The organism is Streptomyces sp. SM10 (genome assembly GCF_002910915.1).
In the GTDB taxonomy this organism is placed as follows: Bacteria; Actinomycetota; Actinomycetes; order Streptomycetales; family Streptomycetaceae; genus Streptomyces.
In genome coordinates this window covers 47,123-65,996 of sequence record NZ_NEUF01000187.1, presented here as the reverse complement: position 1 = coordinate 65,996, position 18,874 = coordinate 47,123, and the positions used below count along the sequence as shown (strand labels likewise).

At 71.5% G+C, this 18,874-nt stretch carries 19 protein-coding genes; 12 read left to right on the top strand and 7 right to left on the bottom strand.

The genetic code is table 11. The features are described from left to right. Positions 1-136: 136 nt before the first annotated feature. A complete protein-coding gene (locus tag B9S57_RS32775; protein ID WP_103760796.1) occupies positions 137-676 on the top strand; it encodes a hypothetical protein in 540 nt (179 codons plus the stop codon). A gap of 10 nt (positions 677-686) precedes the next feature. Here the strand turns inward: B9S57_RS32775 and B9S57_RS32770 are convergent, their stop codons facing one another. From B9S57_RS32770 to B9S57_RS32755, 4 genes are all read right to left on the bottom strand, one after another. After that, entirely contained in the window at positions 687-1,061 is a 375-nt protein-coding gene (locus tag B9S57_RS32770; protein ID WP_103760795.1) for a hypothetical protein, read from the bottom strand. Between the two features lie 79 nt (positions 1,062-1,140). Next, positions 1,141-1,608, bottom strand: coding sequence for a roadblock/LC7 domain-containing protein (locus tag B9S57_RS32765; protein WP_103760794.1), 468 nt, complete (start codon positions 1,606-1,608; stop codon positions 1,141-1,143). Between the two features lie 38 nt (positions 1,609-1,646). Next, on the bottom strand, positions 1,647-2,453 hold the full coding sequence (locus tag B9S57_RS32760) for a helix-turn-helix domain-containing protein (RefSeq protein WP_103760793.1): 807 nt from the start codon (positions 2,451-2,453) through the stop codon (positions 1,647-1,649). Continuing rightward, entirely contained in the window at positions 2,450-2,845 is a 396-nt protein-coding gene (locus B9S57_RS32755; RefSeq protein WP_103760792.1) for a hypothetical protein, read from the bottom strand. The genes B9S57_RS32760 and B9S57_RS32755 overlap by 4 nt, the downstream gene beginning before the upstream one ends. Positions 2,846-3,248: 403 nt before the next feature. Here B9S57_RS32755 and hutU point away from each other — a divergent pair, with 403 nt between their 5' ends. From hutU to hutI, 4 genes are all read left to right on the top strand, one after another. Beyond that, positions 3,249-4,913: a urocanate hydratase gene (gene hutU / locus B9S57_RS32750; protein WP_103760791.1), complete on the top strand. Its 1,665-nt coding sequence runs from the start codon at positions 3,249-3,251 to the stop codon at positions 4,911-4,913. Between the two features lie 17 nt (positions 4,914-4,930). Next, positions 4,931-6,163: an allantoate amidohydrolase gene (locus B9S57_RS32745; RefSeq protein ID WP_258036739.1), complete on the top strand. Its 1,233-nt coding sequence runs from the start codon at positions 4,931-4,933 to the stop codon at positions 6,161-6,163. Then, positions 6,154-7,524: a formimidoylglutamate deiminase gene (locus tag B9S57_RS32740; protein WP_103760789.1), complete on the top strand. Its 1,371-nt coding sequence runs from the start codon at positions 6,154-6,156 to the stop codon at positions 7,522-7,524. Before B9S57_RS32745 ends, B9S57_RS32740 begins: the two co-directional genes overlap by 10 nt. 124 nt (positions 7,525-7,648) lie before the next feature. Next, positions 7,649-8,830: an imidazolonepropionase gene (hutI, locus tag B9S57_RS32735; RefSeq protein ID WP_103760788.1), complete on the top strand. Its 1,182-nt coding sequence runs from the start codon at positions 7,649-7,651 to the stop codon at positions 8,828-8,830. A gap of 92 nt (positions 8,831-8,922) precedes the next feature. On the opposite strand, the gene B9S57_RS32730 is transcribed toward hutI, so the two are convergent. Further along, a complete protein-coding gene (locus tag B9S57_RS32730; RefSeq protein ID WP_103760787.1) occupies positions 8,923-9,903 on the bottom strand; it encodes an RNA polymerase sigma factor SigF in 981 nt (326 codons plus the stop codon). 293 nt (positions 9,904-10,196) lie between these two features. Between B9S57_RS32730 and B9S57_RS32725 the strand changes: the two genes are divergently transcribed. Both B9S57_RS32725 and B9S57_RS32720 read left to right on the top strand, forming a co-directional pair. Next, the gene (locus B9S57_RS32725) at positions 10,197-10,565 is read left to right on the top strand and encodes an STAS domain-containing protein (RefSeq protein WP_103760786.1); all 369 of its coding nucleotides are present in this window, start codon (positions 10,197-10,199) and stop codon (positions 10,563-10,565) included. Positions 10,566-10,767: 202 nt separating this feature from the next. Then, on the top strand, positions 10,768-11,259 hold the full coding sequence (locus B9S57_RS32720) for an ATP-binding protein (RefSeq protein ID WP_103760785.1): 492 nt from the start codon (positions 10,768-10,770) through the stop codon (positions 11,257-11,259). Positions 11,260-11,342: 83 nt separating this feature from the next. Here the strand turns inward: B9S57_RS32720 and B9S57_RS32715 are convergent, their stop codons facing one another. Then, a complete protein-coding gene (locus B9S57_RS32715; RefSeq protein WP_103760784.1) occupies positions 11,343-12,833 on the bottom strand; it encodes an oligopeptide:H+ symporter in 1,491 nt (496 codons plus the stop codon). Between the two features lie 488 nt (positions 12,834-13,321). Here B9S57_RS32715 and B9S57_RS32710 point away from each other — a divergent pair, with 488 nt between their 5' ends. Both B9S57_RS32710 and B9S57_RS32705 read left to right on the top strand, forming a co-directional pair. Then, positions 13,322-13,999 (top strand): response regulator transcription factor, encoded by a 678-nt coding sequence (locus B9S57_RS32710; protein WP_031098784.1) that lies wholly within the window; start codon positions 13,322-13,324, stop codon positions 13,997-13,999. Between the two features lie 14 nt (positions 14,000-14,013). After that, a complete protein-coding gene (locus tag B9S57_RS32705; protein ID WP_103760783.1) occupies positions 14,014-15,282 on the top strand; it encodes an ATP-binding protein in 1,269 nt (422 codons plus the stop codon). 14 nt (positions 15,283-15,296) lie between these two features. Here B9S57_RS32705 and B9S57_RS32700 read toward each other — a convergent pair whose 3' ends face one another. Further along, entirely contained in the window at positions 15,297-15,815 is a 519-nt protein-coding gene (locus tag B9S57_RS32700) for a GtrA family protein (protein ID WP_103760782.1), read from the bottom strand. 176 nt (positions 15,816-15,991) lie between these two features. Between B9S57_RS32700 and B9S57_RS32695 the strand changes: the two genes are divergently transcribed. Genes B9S57_RS32695 through B9S57_RS32685 form a run of 3 tightly spaced genes read left to right on the top strand, consistent with a single transcriptional unit; the run spans position 15,992 to position 18,867 of the window. After that, positions 15,992-17,131 (top strand): 5-(carboxyamino)imidazole ribonucleotide synthase, encoded by a 1,140-nt coding sequence (locus tag B9S57_RS32695; protein ID WP_103760781.1) that lies wholly within the window; start codon positions 15,992-15,994, stop codon positions 17,129-17,131. Beyond that, positions 17,128-17,664, top strand: a complete 537-nt coding sequence (gene purE / locus B9S57_RS32690; protein WP_103760780.1) for a 5-(carboxyamino)imidazole ribonucleotide mutase — start codon at positions 17,128-17,130, stop codon at positions 17,662-17,664. The genes B9S57_RS32695 and purE overlap by 4 nt, the downstream gene beginning before the upstream one ends. Before the next feature lie 9 nt (positions 17,665-17,673). Beyond that, the gene (locus B9S57_RS32685) at positions 17,674-18,867 is read left to right on the top strand and encodes a dipeptidase (RefSeq protein ID WP_103760779.1); all 1,194 of its coding nucleotides are present in this window, start codon (positions 17,674-17,676) and stop codon (positions 18,865-18,867) included. Positions 18,868-18,874: the final 7 nt, after the last annotated feature.

Here is an 18,874-nt window from a genome sequence, read left to right as displayed (position 1 = left end):
CGCCGGGACGCCGGACTCCCGACCGTTCTCAGACGTCGCTCATCTGTGCCCGTTAATCTCCGCGCCCGGAAGGTCCACAGCGAATCGTGGGAAGAGGGGTACGGACGTGGGGCGTGGAGCGCAGTCGTTGGCGAGGGTGGCCGTGATCGTACGGGCCGGGGCCGCACCGCTGTGGTGGCCGGGGCTGCTGGCGGCGGGGGTCGGGGTGTTCGTCCCGGGGCTCGCCGGGCGCCGGATCGGGCTGCTGGCAGGGGCCGCCCTGTTCCTGGTGACCCTGGCCGCCGTGGCGTTCGCACGGGCGGGGCGCTACGAGGAGCTCGCGAAGGGTGCCACGCGCGCCGGGCGTGGCGACTTCCTCCAGGACCGGTACGTCACCGTACGGAACCGGCGGCGCGCCCACCGCTGGTGGACGACCGGTGCGTTCCTCGTGGCGGTCGCGAGCGCGTACGTGCTGCCGGGCGCCGGCGGGCTCGTGCTGGCCGGAGCGGGGGCCGGGCTCTGGCTGAAGGCCGTACGCCTCGGGCAGCGGGAGCGGCGGGACGACGTCCTGTACTGGGTGCGCACGGACTGGGTGGAGCGGGGACGGCCCACGGGCGGGCGGGTGAAGGCCTACCGGACGACCGGACCCGTGGCGGGTGACGCCGCACCCGGTGGGGCGCGGCGTCACCGCAGGTGAGGTCGCCGGCTCAGACCTCCAGTTCCGCCTCGATCTTCTTCAGCTGGTGGCGGGCCATCGCCAGGTTGGCCCTGGCCCCGTCCAGCACGAGGTAGAGGAACAGGCCGTTGCCCCCACGGGCCTTGAGGAGCCGGATCAGGTGGTACTGGGTGCCGAGCGTGATCAGGATGTCCTCGATCTCGTCCTTGAGGCCCAGGTGTTCCATGGTCCGGAGCTTCGCCCGGACCACGTCGGTGTTGCCGGCCGCGGCGACGTCGAGGTTGAAGTCCTTGCCACCGCCCAGGGTGCCCAGGGCCATGCCGCTGGTGTAGTCGACGAGAGCGACACCGGTCGTCCCCTCGATCGACGCCATCGCGTCCTTCAGTGCCGTTTCGGTGTTGGCCATAGTGCTCGATTCCTTTCCCTGGCCGGCCCGTTGGCCGGTCCGTTCCTGGTGGTGCGGTGATGTCCGTGTCGTGCGCGTGTCAGGTGGAGTCAGGTGTGGTGGTGCGGCGGGGCAGGGCCCGGGACTGTTGCGGGCGCGGGGGCGGCACCGGGCGCTCGGCGCGTTCCTGGGTGGCGTCGACCACCTCACCGATGCGCGCGCCGGCGCGGCGGCCCTCCAGGTGGAGGCGTCCGACGTTGATGCGGTCCTCGGCGAGCAGGGTCAGGACGGCGGAGGCGCCCGCCGCGTAAGTGGCGATGTAGCCGTTCTCCCCGCGGATCAGGAGCTCGCGGAAGCCGCCGCGTCCGGTGGCGTCGGTCATCCGGATCGAGACGCCGAGCGCGGCGGCGGTCAGGGCGGCGACGCCCTCGGCCTCGATGCCGGGAGTGTCCTGAGCGACGATCAGGCCGTCGGTGCTGGCGGCCAGTGCGCCGGTCAGGAGCGGGACCCGGGCGCGTAACCGCTGGAGCTCCTCGAGGACATCGTGCACTTCGGCCTCGGGCACCATCAGTTGTCTCCTCCCGGCACGCTGTCTGAGCGCGCGTATCACAGGGCCTCCAATGCGTCTCTGAGCCTGCGCAACAGGGCGACGTCGGGGTCGTTCGTGACCTCGGGAAGCGTGATGCGGCTCTGACCGGACACCGATGCGGACCCGGGTGCGGCCGGGCGGACCGCCTCCACGAGTCCGGCGGCCGCGAGCCGGCGTAGATCGACCAGGACGTGGAAGGCCGAGCGGCCCATTTCCTGGGCGATGTCCGTGGCCGTGCGCTCGCCGTTCACCAGGGCCAGGACACGGCGCTGGCGTGGAGGTACGGGGGCGTCGACCGGGTGGGGCGAGGGGGCGAGCGGGGCGCTGTCCGTGAGCGCGTCCGGCCAGATGCGGTCCAGGAGTTCCCGGCGCCGGAGCGTCTCGCGCTGCACGGCGTGCACGGGTACGGGCCGGACCGGGCCCATCCAGTGCGAGACGCCGTAGCGGAAGCGGGCGGGGGTGTTCGTGGGGGCCAGGGCGAAGAAGGCCGCGTCGTACAGCGCCCCCAGGTGGCAGAGCTCCAGTGCTCCGCCGGGTACGCGGCCGCTGTCCACGAGGTAGCGCCCGACGCGCCGGCCGGCCCCCGCCTCGGCGATCGCGTCCCACCAGCCCTCGGAGCGCAGGGCCCCTCCCGTGGTGAGCAGGACGTCGATCCCGGGCGTCGCGGGGCTCTCGGCGTGCACGACCTGGCCGTCGGCGAGGTACAGGGTGCCGCGGTCGCGCATCAGCGCGCCGGTTGCGCGCTCCGCCGCGAGCCGCTGCAGCATCGGGGAGGGGGCGGCTCGTTCCGGTACGTCGGGACGGTCGGTGACGGTGGGGCTCATGCCAGGACCAGCCGCTCCGCTATCTCGCCGAGCCGCATGCGGGCCAGGGCGAGGTTGCCTTCCGCGCGGTCGAGCCAGAGGTGGAGGAAGACGCTGCTGTCGAAGGCCGTCTCGACGAAACGGAGGATGTGGTAGCCGGGGGCGGTGGTGACGATCACGTCCTCGACGGCGGGGACGGGCGGGTCGGCCGATGCGCCGGCCGGTGCGAAGACCGGTTGTTCGGCGGCCATCCTCGCCACCTCGGCCGTCTCGGCTGCCGTGGCCTCGTGGTCGCCGTTGGGCGACTCGCCGATGGTGCCGAGTGCCAGGCCACTGGTCCAGTCGACCACCGCGGCACCACGGGCACCGGGCAGCCTCATGACTTCGATCAGGCACTCGTCGATTCCGGGCAACGCGAACTCACCTCCCCACGTGGTGTACGGATGTAATGGAGAGGCTACGCAACGTGTGTGCGCCTGGTGGGAGTTCTGGCATTTTCCACGGGTACATGCGCCGGGCCGTGTAAAGGGCTCCAGGTGGGCGCGCGACAGCCGGTCGGAATGTGTGCGACCGGCTGTCGCTCTCGTGGCGGATCCCGCCCGTCGGTGTCGTTCTCGGACCTTCTCGCGGGCGGACGTCACGGCCTTGTCGACCGTCCGGAGTCCGATTCCGATCAGCGAAAGGATCTCGGCCCGGAGGTGGACGTCCGCGGCCCGGCCGGCCGGCGGGATCGGCGGGGTGCCTCCCCTGTTGACTAGAAGTATTCAGGCCGACAGGATGTGAATGAATGAGTCACATTCGCGAGGAGGCTTCCCCATGTCAGGACCCCGCCCCGTACGGGCACCGCGCGGTACGGAACTGAGCGCCCTGGGATGGCAGCAGGAAGCCGCCCTCCGCATGCTGCAGAACAACCTCGACCCCGAGGTCGCCGAGCACCCGGACAAGCTCGTCGTCTACGGCGGCACGGGCAAGGCCGCCCGCGACTGGCGCTCCTTCGACGCCATGGTCCGGACGCTGCGGACGCTCAAGCAGGACGAGACGATGCTCGTCCAGTCCGGGCGGCCCGTCGGCGTCATGCAGACCCACGAATGGGCGCCCCGCGTCCTGATCGCCAACTCCAACCTGGTGGGCGACTGGGCGAACTGGGAGGAGTTCCGCCGGCTGGAGGCCCTCGGGCTCACCATGTACGGGCAGATGACCGCCGGGTCCTGGATCTACATCGGGACCCAGGGCATCCTCCAGGGCACCTACGAGACCTTCGCCGCCGTCGCCGCCAAGCGGTTCGGCGGGACGCTGGCGGGGACCATCACGCTGACGGCCGGACTCGGCGGCATGGGCGGGGCCCAGCCGCTGGCCGTCACCATGAACGACGGCGTCGCGATCTGCGTCGACGTCGACCCGCGCGCCATCGAACGCCGCATCGAGCACCGCTTCCTGGACGTCCGGGCCGACTCCCTGGAGCACGCGCTCCAGCTGGCCGTCGAGGCGCGTGACGCGCGGCGCCCGCTCTCCATCGGGCTGCTGGGCAACGCGGCGGAGCTGCTGCCCCGGATGCTGGCCGAGGGCGCCCCGGTGGACATCGTCACCGACCAGACCAGCGCGCACGACCCGCTCGCCTACCTGCCCGTCGGCGTCGACTTCGACGACATGGCCGCGTACGCCGCCGAGAAGCCCGCCGACTTCACCCTGCGCGCCCGGGAGTCGATGGCGGCCCACGTCGAGGCCATGGTCGGCTTCATGGACGCCGGAGCCGAGGTCTTCGACTACGGCAACTCGATCCGGGGCGAGGCTCAGCTCGCGGGATACGCCCGGGCGTTCGACTTCCCCGGCTTCGTCCCCGCGTACATCCGGCCGCTCTTCTGCGAGGGCAAGGGGCCCTTCCGGTGGGCGGCGCTCTCGGGCGAGGCCTCGGACATCCACAAGACGGACAAGGCGCTGCTCGACCTCTTCCCGGAGAACGAGTCGCTGCACCGCTGGATCAGGATGGCCGGCGAGCGTGTCCACTTCCAGGGGCTTCCGGCCCGGATCTGCTGGCTCGGCCAGGGCGAGCGGGACAAGGCGGGGGACATGTTCAACGACATGGTCGGCAACGGCACCCTCGCCGCCCCGCTCGCGATCGGCCGCGACCACCTGGACTGCGGTTCGGTGGCGTCGCCCTACCGTGAGACGGAGGCCATGCTCGACGGCTCCGACGCGATCGCCGACTGGCCGCTCCTGAACGCCATGGTGAACGTCGCCTCGGGCGCCTCCTGGGTCTCCATCCACCACGGCGGCGGCGTCGGCATGGGCCGCTCCCTCCACGCGGGCCAGGTCTCGGTCGCCGACGGCACCGAGCTGGCCGGCGAGAAGATCCGCCGCGTCCTCACCAACGACCCCGGCATGGGCGTGATCCGTCACGTGGACGCGGGCTACGACATCGCGGAGTCGGTGGCGGACGAGCGCGGCGTGCGCATCCCGATGCGGGAGGGCGACACCGCGTGAGCGACACCTTCCACGCCATGTGGCGTTCGCTGCTGCCCATCGGCCGCAGCGACGCCTCCGGCGGCTACCGCCGCTACGCCTGGACCGGGGCCGACGCCGACTGCCGCCTGTGGTTCCAGGCGCAGGCCGAGGCGCGCGGGCTCTTCACCGAGACCGACCGCAACGGCAACCAGTGGGCCTGGCTCGGCGATCCGCTGGCCGGGGACGCCGTGGTCACCGGGTCCCACCTCGACTCCGTGCCCGACGGCGGTGCCTTCGACGGCCCGCTCGGTGTGGTGTCCTCCTTCGCGGCCCTGGACGAACTCCGCCGCAGGGGAGCGGTGTTCGCCAGGCCCTTCGCCATCACCAACTTCGGTGACGAGGAGGGTGCGCGCTTCGGGCTCGCCTGCGTCGGCTCCCGTCTCGCCGCCGGGCAGCTGAGCGTCCAGGACGCGCACCGGCTCCGCGACGGTGACGGAGTCTCGCTGCCGGCGGCCATGGAGGCGGCGGGGCACGACCCCGACGCCATCGGGGCCGATCCCGAACGCCTCGCCCGGATCGGTGCGTTCGTCGAGCTCCATGTCGAGCAGGGGCGCGCCCTCGACGTGAGCGGGGACCCGGTCGGGGTCGCCTCGGCGATCTGGCCGCACGGCCGCTGGCGGTTCGACTTCCGGGGGGAGGCCAACCACGCGGGCACCACACGGCTCGCCGACCGTCGGGACCCGATGCTCACCTACGCCGAGACCGTGCTGGCCGCCCGGCGCGAGGCGGAGTTCGCGGGCGGGCTCGCGACCTTCGGCAAGATCGCCGTCGAGCCGAACGGGGTCAACGCGATCCCCTCCCTCGTGCGGGGCTGGCTCGACGCGCGCGCCGCCGACCAGTCCGCCCTCGACGCCGTGGTGAGCGGTGTGGAGCGTGCCGCGCGGGAGCACGCGGAGCGGGCCGGCATCGATCTCGACGTCGTACGGGAGTCGTTCACGCCGGTGGTGGACTTCCAGCACGCGCTCCGTGACGAGATCCGCCGGGTGCTGGAGAAGCGGGGTGCCGAGAGCGTGGACGGCGCCGGCCGCGCGGGGCGCGCCGTGCCGGTGCTCGGCACGGGAGCGGGACACGACGCGGGTATTTTGTCCGCTTCCGTGCCAACCGCCATGCTGTTCGTACGGAACCCCACCGGGATCTCGCACTCGCCCGCCGAACACGCCGCGGAGGACGACTGCGTGGCCGGGGTGAGGGCACTCGCCGACGTACTGGAAGGTCTCGCGTGCAGCTGACAGCGCAACCGACGGGCACACCGGTCACCGCGACGTACTGGATGTCGCACGCCTGGCTCTCCACCCATGTCGAGCCGGGGGTCGTCCTGGACGTGGCGGGCGGGCGCATCGCCGGTGTCCGGACGGGCATCGAGGCCCCGCCGCCCGGTGCCACCGTGCTGGACGGGCTGACCGTCCCGGGACTGGCCAACACCCACTCGCACGCCTTCCACCGCGCGCTGCGCTCCACCGTCCAGGTGGGCTCCGGCACCTTCTGGACGTGGCGCGAGACGATGTACCGGACGGCCGCCCGGCTCACCCCCGACACCTACTACGCGCTGGCCCGCGCCACGTACGCCGAGATGGCACTGGCCGGGATCACCGCGGTGGGCGAATTCCACTACCTGCACCACGCGCCGGGCGGCGTGCCCTACGACGACCCGAACGCCATGGGCGAGGCGCTCATCGCCGCGGCGGCCGAGGCAGGCATCCGCATCACCCTGCTCGACACCGCCTATCTCGCCGCCGGATTCGGCGAGAAGCCCGGCCGGCACCAGCTGCGCTTCTCCGACACCACCGCCGACGCCTGGGCCGAGCGTGCCTCCCTCCTCAAGGGCGACGACGACCTGGTGGTGATCGGCGCCGCGATCCACTCCGTACGGGCGGTGCCGGCGGGGCAGCTGTCCACCGTCGCCGAGTGGGCCCGGGAGCGGGCGGCGCCGCTGCACGTCCACCTCTCCGAGCAGACCGCGGAGAACGACGCCTGCCTCGCCGCCCACGGGCGCACCCCCGCCCGGCTCCTCGCCGACCACGGGGTCCTCGGCCCGCACACCACCGGCGTCCACAACACGCACCTCACCGCCGAGGACATCGAGCTGCTGGGCACCTCCCGGACGGGTACCTGCATGTGCCCCACCACCGAGCGGGACCTCGCGGACGGCATCGGCCCCGCCACCGCACTCCAGGGCGCCGGCTCCCCGCTCTCGCTGGGCAGTGACAGCCACGCCGTGATCGACCTCTTCGAGGAGGCCCGGGCGATGGAGCTCAACGAACGCCTGCGCACCCATGTGCGGGGCCACTGGACCGCGGCGGCACTGCTCAGGGCCGCTTCCGCCGACGGACACGCGGCGCTCGGGCGCCCTGACGCGGGTGTACTCGAACCGGGCGCGCCCGCCGATCTCACCACCGTGGCCCTGGACTCCGTCAGAACGGCGGGGCCGGTGCCCCGGCTGGCCGCCGAAGCGGCCGTCTTCGCGGCAACGGCGGCCGATGTGCGGCACACCGTGGTGGCGGGACGGCACATCGTCCGGGACGGCCGGCACACCCGGATCGACGACGTGCCCGGCGCGCTCGCCTCGGCCGTCGCCGCGCTGCACGGCTGAGCACACGCGGGGCGGCGGGCCCGGTCCGGGCGTCCGCCGCCCGGACCACGGGCCGCCGCGCCCCGCGCGCCCTCGCCACGACCCCGGCGGACCGGCCGGACCCACCCGACGAAAGCTGTGCCCGATGACGACGACCACGACGACCGCCATCACCCACATCGCGAACCTGGTCACCAACGACCCCTCCCTCGGCGACGGGACCCCCCTGGGCCTGATCCGCGACGCGGCCGTCGTCATCGAAGGCGACCGCATCGTCTGGACCGGTGAATCCAGGAAAGCACCCGCCACCGACAACGCCGTCGACGCGGGCGGCCGTGCCGTGATCCCCGGCTTCGTGGACTCCCACTCCCACCTGGTGTTCGCGGGGGACCGCACCGCCGAGTTCAACGCCCGCATGTCCGGTCGCCCCTACTCCGCGGGCGGTATCCGCACGACCGTGGCCGCCACCCGCGCCGCCTCCGACGACGAGCTGTCCGCCAACGTCGCGCGGTATCTGGCCGAGGCGCTCCGGCAGGGCACCACCACCTTCGAGACCAAGTCCGGCTACGGCCTCACCGTCGAGGACGAGGCGCGGGCCCTGCGTATCGCCGCCCGGCACACCGACGAGGTCACCTTCCTCGGGGCCCACATCGTCTCCCCCGACTTCGCCGACGATCCCGCCGCCTACGTGGACCTCGTCACCGGGCCGATGCTCGACGCCTGCGCCCCGCACGCCCGCTGGATCGACGTCTTCTGCGAGCGCGGAGCCTTCGACGAGGACCAGGCGCGCACGATCCTGACCGCGGGCCGTGCCAAGGGCCTCCACCCCCGCGTCCACGCCAACCAGCTGGGCCACGGCCCCGGCGTCCGCCTCGCCGTCGAGCTGGGCGCCGCGTCCGCCGACCACTGCACCCACCTCGACGACGCCGACCTCGACGCGCTGGGCCAGGGCGACACCGTCGCCACCCTGCTGCCCGGCGCCGAGTTCTCCACCCGCGCGGCGTGGCCCGACGTCCGCCGGATCCTCGGCGCGGGCGCCACCGTCGCGCTCTCCACGGACTGCAACCCGGGGTCCTCCTTCACCTCCTCCATGCCGTTCTGCATCGCCCTCGCCGTACGGGACATGGGCATGACCCCCGACGAAGCGGTCTGGTCCGCCACCGCCGGAGGCGCCGCCGCGCTGCGCCGGAACGACATCGGCCGCATCACCCCCGGCGCCCGGGCCGATCTGGTGATCCTCGACGCGCCGAGCCATGTCCACCTGGCCTACCGGCCGGGTGTTCCGCTGGTCGGGGAGGTGTGGCGCCGGGGCGCCCGGGCCGTGTGACGCACCCCGCGCCCGCGACACGCGGAAGGACCCGCCCCACTGGGGCGGGTCCTTCCGCGTTGCCGTGTGCCGGTGGAGCCGGTGACGCGAGGTCACTCCTCGACGGTCAGGCCCTTCCTGAGCTTGACGAGTGTCCGGGAGAGGAGCCGCGACACGTGCATCTGCGAGATGCCGAGCTCCTCGCCGATCTCCGACTGCGTCATGTTGGAGACGAACCGCATGGAGAGGATGGTCCGGTCGCGCAGCGGCAGCGAGGCGATGAGGGGCTTGAGGGACTCGACGTACTCGATGCCCTCGATGCCGTGGTCCTCGTAGCCGAGGCGGTCCGCGAGGGCGGCCTCGTTGCCGTCGCCGTGGTCGTCGGGCTTGGCGTCCAGCGAGCTCGCGGTGTACGCGTTGCTCGCGGCCATGCCCTCGACGACCTCGTCCCGGCTGAGACCGAGACGGTCGGCCAGCTCGAGGACCGTGGGCGCGCGGTCCAGCTTCTGGGAGAGCTCGTCGCCCGCCTTGGCCAGGTCCAGCCGCAGCTCCTGCAGGCGGCGCGGGACGCGCACGGACCAGCTGGTGTCGCGGAAGAAGCGCTTGATCTCGCCGACGATGGTCGGCATCGCGAACGTCGGGAACTCCACGCCGCGGCTGAGCTCGAAGCGGTCGATCGCCTTGATCAGGCCGATCGTGCCGACCTGGACGATGTCCTCCATGGGCTCGCTGCGGGAGCGGAACCGGGAGGCGGCGAACTTGACCAGGGCCAGGTTCAGCTCGACGAGGGTGTTGCGGACGTACGCGTACTCGTGGGTGCCCTCATCGAGGGCTTCGAGCCGTGCGAAGAGCGTCTTCGACAGGGCCCTGGCGTCCAGCGCGCCGACCTCGGCGTAGGGCGGGATCTCGGGGAGGCCGTCGAGGCCCTCGAATCCCTCGTCGCCCGCCAGGTGGTCGTCGGCGGAAAGTTCGGTGGTGGTGCTGGTGCGCGGGCCGGGTACGGCGCTCGCGGCAGCGGAGTCGGAATCGGTCGGTCCCTGAGGACATGCCGACGTCGCTACGTGGGTATGCGATACGTCGAGCCGGGGTGACATGGTTCTCCTCCATCGTTCTCGGCATATGGCTGCCGATGCCCATACGTCTTACTGCGGTGAAGCGGCGCCTCCGAAGCCGATCGAAATTCATGGTGAAGATGTCTCCGTCTACCCTTACCCGGTTCCAGCCGTGAGTTACAAGCGCCAAATCAGCCTGAATGTCCGGTATGTGGAGTTCTTCGACTACCGTGTGGCGAGGTAAACGCGTAATGTTTCAGGCACGTCGGGGGCAGCCACGATGAAGCCGTGTCCACAGGGACGCGGGCAGTGACGGACGGCGAAGAGGGACGGGCATGGACCGCGGGACGGTCGGCAGCGCGAACCGGGGTCGGCTACAGGTCGACGTCCGGACCGAGGGCCGTAGTGAAGTCGTGACCCCGGTGGGTGAGCTGGATCACCACACCGCCGATCTGCTGCGTGAGCCTCTGGAGAGCGCGGTCGAGGAAGGGCGCACACGCCTGGTGGTCGACTGCTCGGGGCTCGACTTCTGTGATTCCACCGGACTCAATGTCCTGCTCGGCGCGCGGCTGAAGGCCGAAGCCGCCGGGGGAGGGGTCCATCTGGCCGGTATGCAGCCCGTGGTGGCTCGCGTCTTCGAGATCACGGGTGCGGAGGCGGTCTTCACCGTCCACGCCTCGCTCGAAGACGCTCTGAGCAGCTGACAGCGGCGCTCTCCATGTGCATCCCCGGCCCCGGGACCCCCGACTGTCGCGCTAGTCACCCTCATGGCGTGGACGGAGTGGGTGTCGTCACCATTCAGCCGGGCAGGAGAGACCCCGTCAGGGTCATGAACCCCGCACACTCTGTATCTGACCAGTATCTGTTCGATGGCAACACACGGTGAATCGGTGAGGTGAAGCGCTGATGAGCACCACCCGGCAGCATCCGCCGGGCGGCCTCGGCCGCGAGCCGGACGGCACGGGCCCCGCCTCTGCCGTGCCCGCTGACCGGCAGTGGCGCACGCTCTCGCTGAGACAGGCCAGCGGCATCGTGCCGATGGCCCGCGACTTCGCACGGCAGGCGCTCTACGACTGGGGCTGGCTGCCCGCGTCGGGCGCCGACCGCCGGGCGGCCGCGGAGGACGTCCTCCTGGTCGTCTCCGAGCTCGTCACGAACGCCTGTCTGCACGCGGAGGGCCCCGAGGAGCTCCGCATCGCCTGCTCGCCCAAGATGCTCCGGGTCGAGGTCGTCGACGGCGGCGCGGGACAGCCGGCGCCGCGCACCCCGCACCGCGCGGGGCGTCCCGGCGGCCACGGCATGTTCATCGTGCAGCGGCTCTGCCTCGACTGGGGCGTGACGCGCACGGCGGACCAGCCGGGCAAGACCGTCTGGGCGGAGCTCGCCGCTCCGGCGTAGCCCGCCCCGCGCGAACGACAGCGAACGGCAGAGGCCCCCCACCGATCGGTGGGGGGCCTCTGCCGTCAATTGCGGGGTCCGCCTCAGCGGACGTCGCCCATGAGGGTCTTGACCTTGCCGCGGTACATGAAGATCGCGATACCGGCGGCCACCGCCAGGGCGGCCTGGAGGGCCACCACCCCGGTGCCGTTCAGTTCGACTCCCGCGATGGACAGCAGACCCGTGGTGCAGTCACCGGCGGTCACGGCGAGGAACCAGACGCCCATCATCTGGCTGGCGTACTTGGCCGGGGCCATCTTCGTGGTGACCGAGAGGCCGACCGGCGACAGCGTCAGCTCGCCGACGGTCTGCACGAAGTAGATCGCGACCAGCCACATCGCGGCGGCCTTGTGGCCGTCGCCCGCGATGGTCAGGGGCGCCAGGAAGAGGAAGAACGACGCACCGACCAGCACCAGGCCGGAGCTGAACTTCACGACCGTGCTGGGCTCCTTGCCCCGCCGGTTCAGCGCCAGCCAGAAGGCGGCGAAGACCGGGGCCAGCGCCATGATCAGGACCGGGTTGACCGACTGGTACCAGGAGACCGGGAAGCCCCAGCCGAGGACCGAGTTCTCCGCCGAGGAGTCCGCGAAGATCGCCAGGGTCGAGCCGCCCTGGTCGTAGATCATCCAGAAGATGGCGGCGGCCACGAAGAACCAGATGTAGCCGGACATCTTCTTCTGCTCGGCGTCGCTGAGCTCCTTGTCGCGCCTGATGCGCGCCAGGACGACGATCGGGATGACCAGACCGGCGACCGTGATCGGGACCAGCAGCCAGTTCAGGGTGTAGACGCCGGTGACGACCGTGCCGATGTAGAAGACGGCCGCGATGCCGAGCCAGATCATCGACTTGCGCAGCGTCGAGGAGCGCTCGTCGGCGGAGAGCGGCTTCGGCACGACGAGGCTGCGCTCGTTCAGGTGGCGCGTGCCGAGCAGGAACTGGGCGACGCCGAGTCCCATGCCGAGCGCGGCCAGGGCGAAGCCCAGGTGCCAGTTGACGTTCTCACCGACGGTGCCGATCACCAGCGGGGCGGCGAAGGCGCCCGCGTTGATGCCCATGTAGAAGATCGTGAAGCCACCGTCACGGCGCGGGTCGTCCGGGCCGTCGTAGAGGTGGCCGACCATCGTGGAGATGTTGGACTTCAGCAGGCCGGAGCCGATGGCCACGAGGCCGAGTCCGGCGAAGAAGGTGCCCTCGGAGGGCAGCGCCAGCGTCAGGTGCCCGAGCATGATGACGCCGCCCGCGATGGCGACGGTCTTGCGGGGACCCCAGACACGGTCGCCGAACCAGCCGCCGGGCATGGCGAGCAGGTACACCAGCGACAGGTAGACCGAGTAGATCGCCGTGGCCGTGGCGGGGTTCATGTGAAGCCCGTTGGGAGCGATCAGGTAGAGCGGGAGGAGGGCGCGCATGCCGTAGTAGCTGAAGCGCTCCCACATCTCCGTCATGAAGAGAGTGGCCAGGCCGCGGGGGTGGCCGAAGAAGGTCTTCTCCGAGCCGGCGGTGCCGGCTGAGTCCTTCGTCAGGCTGGACGCCATGGTCGATCCTTGCTGGTCGGGACGCGTCGCCTCGTGAGCGTTACGCGCCCGGTGGGGGGTAGCCGGCACCGGGCGGACGCGCCCACCCCCGACGCCTCGAGGGGATTCGATCCGGCCACCCGCTCCGTAGGGAGTGCGAGGGGCGGGGTCGTGGGACCGACCGCTCCGGGATCCACGCCCGGCGCGCGTCCTCGCGCTCCGGGCCCGGCCCACAGGTCATTCACTGGTCGGGGCCGGTGAGAACCGGCCCGTACACAAAAACGACCCTTGGCGCTAAAAGCTGCCCAAAGGTCCTTCGGTGGTGCAACAGGCGTCGAGCCACCATACGACACGACACACGGCGATATGGAAGGACTTGAGAGATGGATCACAGGTATCGGTGGAACCACGGTCCCATATTCAAAGGCAGATGACCGATTCGTAGCCCTGACCCGCAGGGCTTGCCGCGTGCCTCACCTCGGCGGTCCTGCGCGGACTACCATCACTGCATGACCCGTGTACTGCTCGCCGAGGACGACGCATCCATCTCGGAGCCACTGGCCCGCGCCCTGCGTCGTGAGGGTTACGAGGTCGAGGTCCGCGAGGACGGTCCGACCGCACTCGACGCCGGACTCCAGGGGGGCGTCGACCTGGTCGTGCTCGACCTGGGGCTGCCCGGCATGGACGGCCTCGAGGTCGCCAGGCGACTGCGGGCGGACGGCCACGCCGTGCCCATCCTGGTGCTGACCGCCCGGGCCGACGAGGTCGACACGGTCGTCGGCCTCGACGCCGGCGCCGACGACTACGTCACCAAGCCCTTCCGCCTCGCCGAACTCCTCGCCCGGGTCCGCGCCCTCCTGCGCCGCGGCGCCACCGAGCCGGCCCCGCAGCCCGCCACCCATGGCGTGAGGATCGACGTCGAGTCCCACCGCGCATGGATGGGCGACGAGGAACTCCAGCTCACCGCCAAGGAGTTCGACCTCCTCCGGGTCCTCGTGCGGGACGCCGGCCGGGTCGTCACCCGCGACCAGCTGATGCGTGAGGTCTGGGACACCACCTGGTGGTCCTCGACCAAGACCCTCGACATGCACATCTCCTGGCTCCGCAAGAAGCTCGGCGACGACGCGGCCAATCCGCGCTACATCGCCACCGTCCGGGGCGTCGGCTTCCGGTTCGAGAAGAGCTGACGTACAGAACACTCATGCGCCGCCGACTGATCAACTCCACGCTCGCCGTGGTGCTCGTCGTGATCGCCGTCTTCGGCGTCTCCCTCGTCATCGTCGAGACCCGGACCATCAGCAACAGCGCACAGGAGAGCGTCGACTCCGAGGCCTTCCGGCTGATCAGCGTCGTCGAGAGCCGGCTGCTCGGAGCCGAGCGGATCACCCCGGACGTCCTCGCCGAGCAGGTCGACCCCAGCCGCTACGCACGCGTCGAGATCCCCGGACGGGCCCCGATCGAGGTCGGCGAGCGCCCCACCGACGACGGCGTCACCCGCTCGACCGAGACGGGGGAGCAGGGCGAGAAGGTCACCGTCGAGGAGTCACGCTCCGCCGTGACCCGCGAGGTCGGCAGGACCCTCCTGATCATCGGTGCGGTGGCGCTGCTGGCGATCATCTCCGCAGTCCTCCTCGCCGTACGCCAGGCCGACCGGCTGACCTCCCCGCTCACCGACCTCGCAGAGACCGCCGAACGCCTCGGATCGGGCGACCCGCGCCCCCGTCACAAGCGGTACGGGGTGGCGGAGCTGGACCGGGTCGCCGATGTCCTGGACTCCTCCGCCGAGCGGATCGCCCGGATGCTGACGGCCGAGCGACGCCTCGCGGCGGACGCCTCGCACCAGCTCCGTACGCCGCTGACCGCGCTCTCCATGCGGATCGAGGAGATCTCCGTCACCGACGACCCGGAGACGGTGAAGGAGGAGGCGAACATCGCGCTCACGCAGGTCGAGCGGCTCACCGACGTGGTGCAGCGGCTGCTGACGAACGCCCGGGACCCGCGCACCGGCTCCGCCGTCGTCTTCGACCTCGACGAGGTGGTCAAGCAGCAGATCGAGGAGTGGCGCCCGGCCTACCGCAGCGGCGGCCGCGCCGTCGTCTGCTCGGGCAAGCACGGGCTGGAGGCCGTCGGCACCCCGGGCGCCGTCGCCCAGGTCCTCGCCGCGCTGATCGAGAACTCGCTGATGCACGGTGGCGGCACGGTCGCGCTGCGCACCCGCGTCACCGGCAACCAGGTCGTCGTCGAGGTCACGGACGAGGGGCCCGGTGTCCCCGCCGACCTCGGGGCGCGGATCTTCGAGCGCACCATCAGCGGCCGCAACTCCACCGGCATCGGCCTCGCCGTCGCCCGGGACCTCGCCGAGGCCGACGGCGGCCGGCTCGAACTGCTCCAGCAGCAGCCACCGGTCTTCGCGCTCTTCCTCAGCAGGGTCGCGCCGAACCGCAAGGAATCCGTCCGCCCGGTGCGCTGAGCGGCCCCGGGACCTCAGAGGTGCACCGGGCCGGGCGCTACCTCGTCGGAGGGCCGCCGCTGCTCCAGAAACCGTTCCGTGTCGAGCACGGCCTCCTTGGCGGGCATCGCCCTGAACACCCAGGTGCGGTAGGACCAGAAGCGGAACAGCGTGGCGATCGAGATGCCGAGGATCTTGAACACGTTGCTCTGGACGGGGCTGTTCCACCCGAAGCCGTACGTCGCCGCGTAGAGCACGCCCGTCTCGATCACCGCGCCGACGGCGCTGAACAGCAGGAACAGCATCAGCTCCCGGGTCCGGCCGGTCTTGTCGCGGTCCCGGTAGGTCCAGTAGCGGAAGCCGACGTAGTTGAAGAGGATGGCGACGACCGTCCCCATCAGCCCGGCCCGCACCACCGGAATGTCCGTGGTGCGCCAGATCAGGTTGGAGACGGCGATGTTGACGACCAGCCCGAGTGCGCCGACCGCGCCGAACTTGGCGACCTCCCGTGCCAGCCGATCAAGCCGGGTCCGCAGTGCGCCCCGTTCGCTCATGGTGATCGCTCAGCCCCGTCCGGTCGGTTTCGTCAACCCGGCCATGCTAACCAGCCCGCACGTGTGATGCCCCTGAGCCGGCCGGCCACCGGGACGCGAGGCCTCCTCGCCCGGTCCGGCCGGGGCCGGACGGGAGAGGGTGAGGGGTGTTCCCGGACGCCCGATACCCTGGACACGTGACGTTCCCTGTAGTCGGCATGGTCGGCGGCGGTCAGCTCGCCCGTATGACCCACGAGGCGGGCATCCCCCTCGGCCTGAAATTCAAGCTCCTCAGTGACACCCCCCAGGACTCGGCCGCCCAGGTCGTCGGTGAGGTCGTCGTCGGCGACTACCGCGACCTGGAGACGCTGCGGGCCTTCGCGCGCGGCTGCGACGTGGTCACCTTCGATCACGAGCACGTGCCGACCGAGCACCTGCGGGCCCTGGAGGCGGACGGCATCCCCGTGCGCCCCGGCCCCGACGCCCTGGTGCACGCCCAGGACAAGGGGGTGATGCGCGCCAGGCTCGCGGAGATCGGGGCTCCCTGCCCCCGCAACCGCATCGTCGCGGACCCGGCGGACGCCGCGGCCTTCGCCGACGAGGTGGGCGGCTTCCCCGTCATCCTCAAGACGGTCCGCGGCGGCTACGACGGCAAGGGAGTGTGGGTGGTCCGCTCCGAGGCGGACGCCGCCGACCCCTTCCGGGCCGGTGTCCCCGTCCTCGCCGAGGAGAAGGTCGACTTCACCCGGGAGCTCGCGGCCAACATCGTCCGCTCGCCGCACGGCCAGGCCGTCGCCTACCCGGTCGTCGAGTCGGTCCAGGTCGACGGGGTCTGCGACACGGTCATCGCCCCGGCGCCCGACCTGGACGAGCTCCTGGCCGGCGAGGCCCAGCAGCTCGCGCTGCGGATCGCCGCGGAGCTCGGTGTGGTGGGCCACCTCGCGGTGGAGCTCTTCGAGACGCGCGATGGCCGCATTCTCGTGAACGAGCTGGCCATGCGCCCGCACAACTCCGGGCACTGGACCCAGGACGGCGCGGTCACCTCGCAGTTCGCCAACCACGTGCGGGCCGTCCTCGACCTCCCGCTCGGAGACCCCCGGCCGCGCGCCCCGTGGACGGTCATGTGCAACGTCCTGGGCGGCGACTACCCGGACATGTACCAGGCGTACCTGCACTGCATGGCCCGCGACCCGGGGCTCAAGATCCACATGTACGGCAAGGACGTGAAGCCCGGCCGCAAGGTGGGCCACGTCAACACCTACGGCGACGATCTGGCGGACGTGCGGGAGCGCGCCCGGCACGCGGCCGACTACCTGCGAGGAACGATCACCGAATGACCGCACCAGGTTCCGCACCCGTCATCGGCATCGTCATGGGCTCGGACTCCGACTGGCCCGTGATGGAAGCGGCCGCCAAAGCCCTCGGCGAGTTCGAGATCCCCTACGAGGTCGACGTCGTCTCCGCCCACCGCATGCCGCACGAGATGATCGCGTACGGCGAGTCGGCGGCCGACCGCGGCCTCAAGGCGATCATCGCGGGTGCGGGGGGCGCGGCCCACCTGCCCGGCATGCTGGCCTCCGTCACCCCGCTGCCCGTCATCGGTGTCCCCGTCCCGCTCAAGTACCTCGACGGCATGGACAGCCTGCTCTCCATCGTCCAGATGCCGGCGGGCGTCCCCGTGGCCACCGTCTCGGTCGGCGGCGCGCGCAACGCGGGCCTGCTCGCCGCCCGGATCCTCGCCGCCCACGACGGCGAGCTGCTGGCGCGGATGAAGGACTTCCAGCAGGAGCTCAAGGACCAGGCGACGGAGAAGGGCAAGCGGCTGCGCGCCAAGGTCGAGGGCGCGGACTCCTTCGGCTTCGGGAAGTAGGCGGTCACGATGGACTACCTGGACCGGGCCCGGCTGCTCCTCGCCGACCACCCCGTCGTCGACGGCCACAACGACCTCCCCTGGGCCCTGCGCGAGCAGGTCGGCTACGACCTCGACGCCCGGGACATCTCCCGGGACCAGACCGGCACCCTGCACACCGACATCCCCCGGCTGCGGGCCGGCGGCGTCGGCGCCCAGTTCTGGTCCGTCTACGTGAAGCCGAGCCTGGCCGGGGACGACGCGGTCAGCGCCACGCTGGAGCAGATCGACGTGGTCGGCGAGATGCTGGCGCGCTACCCGCAGGACCTGCGGCGCGCCCTGACCGCCGACGACATGGAGAAGGCCCGCGCCGAAGGCCGTATCGCCTCCCTGATGGGGGCCGAGGGCGGCCACTCCATCAACAACTCGCTGGGCACCCTGCGCGCCCTGCACACCCTCGGCGTCCGCTACATGACGCTCACCCACAACGACAACACCGACTGGGCGGACTCGGCGACCGACTCCCCGCGCACCGGCGGGCTGTCGGAGTTCGGGCGCGAGGTCGTACGCGAGATGAACCGCATCGGGATGCTGGTCGACCTCTCCCATGTGGCGGCCACCACGATGCGTGACGCGCTCGCCACTTCGGTGGCGCCGGTGATCTTCTCGCACTCCTCCGCCCGCGCGGTCTGCGACCACCCGCGCAACATCCCGGACGACGTGCTGCGGATGCTCGCCGCCAACGGCGGGGTGGCCATGGCGACCTTCGTGCCGAAGTTCGTCCTGCCGACGGCCGTCGAGTGGACGGAGGCCGCCGACCGCAACATGCGGGAGCACGGTCTGCATCACCTGGACACCACGCCGGCCGCCATGCGGATCCACGCGGACTTCGAGTCGCTCAACCCCCGTCCGATGGCCACCGTGGGCACGATCGCCGACCACCTCGACCACATGCGCGAGATCGCCGGGATCGACCACATCGGCATCGGCGGCGACTACGACGGCACGGCGTTCCTCCCGCTGGACCTGGAGGACGTCTCGGGCTACCCGTACCTGATCGCGGAGCTGCTCCTGCGCGGCTGGTCGGAGCGCGACGTGGCCAAGCTGACGTGGCAGAACGCGGTGCGGGTCCTGCGCGACGCGGAAGCGGTCTCCCGTGACCTGAGCACCCGGGTCGGCCCGTCCCACGCGACGATCGACGAGTTGGACGGCCCCGCTCACTGATCCCGCA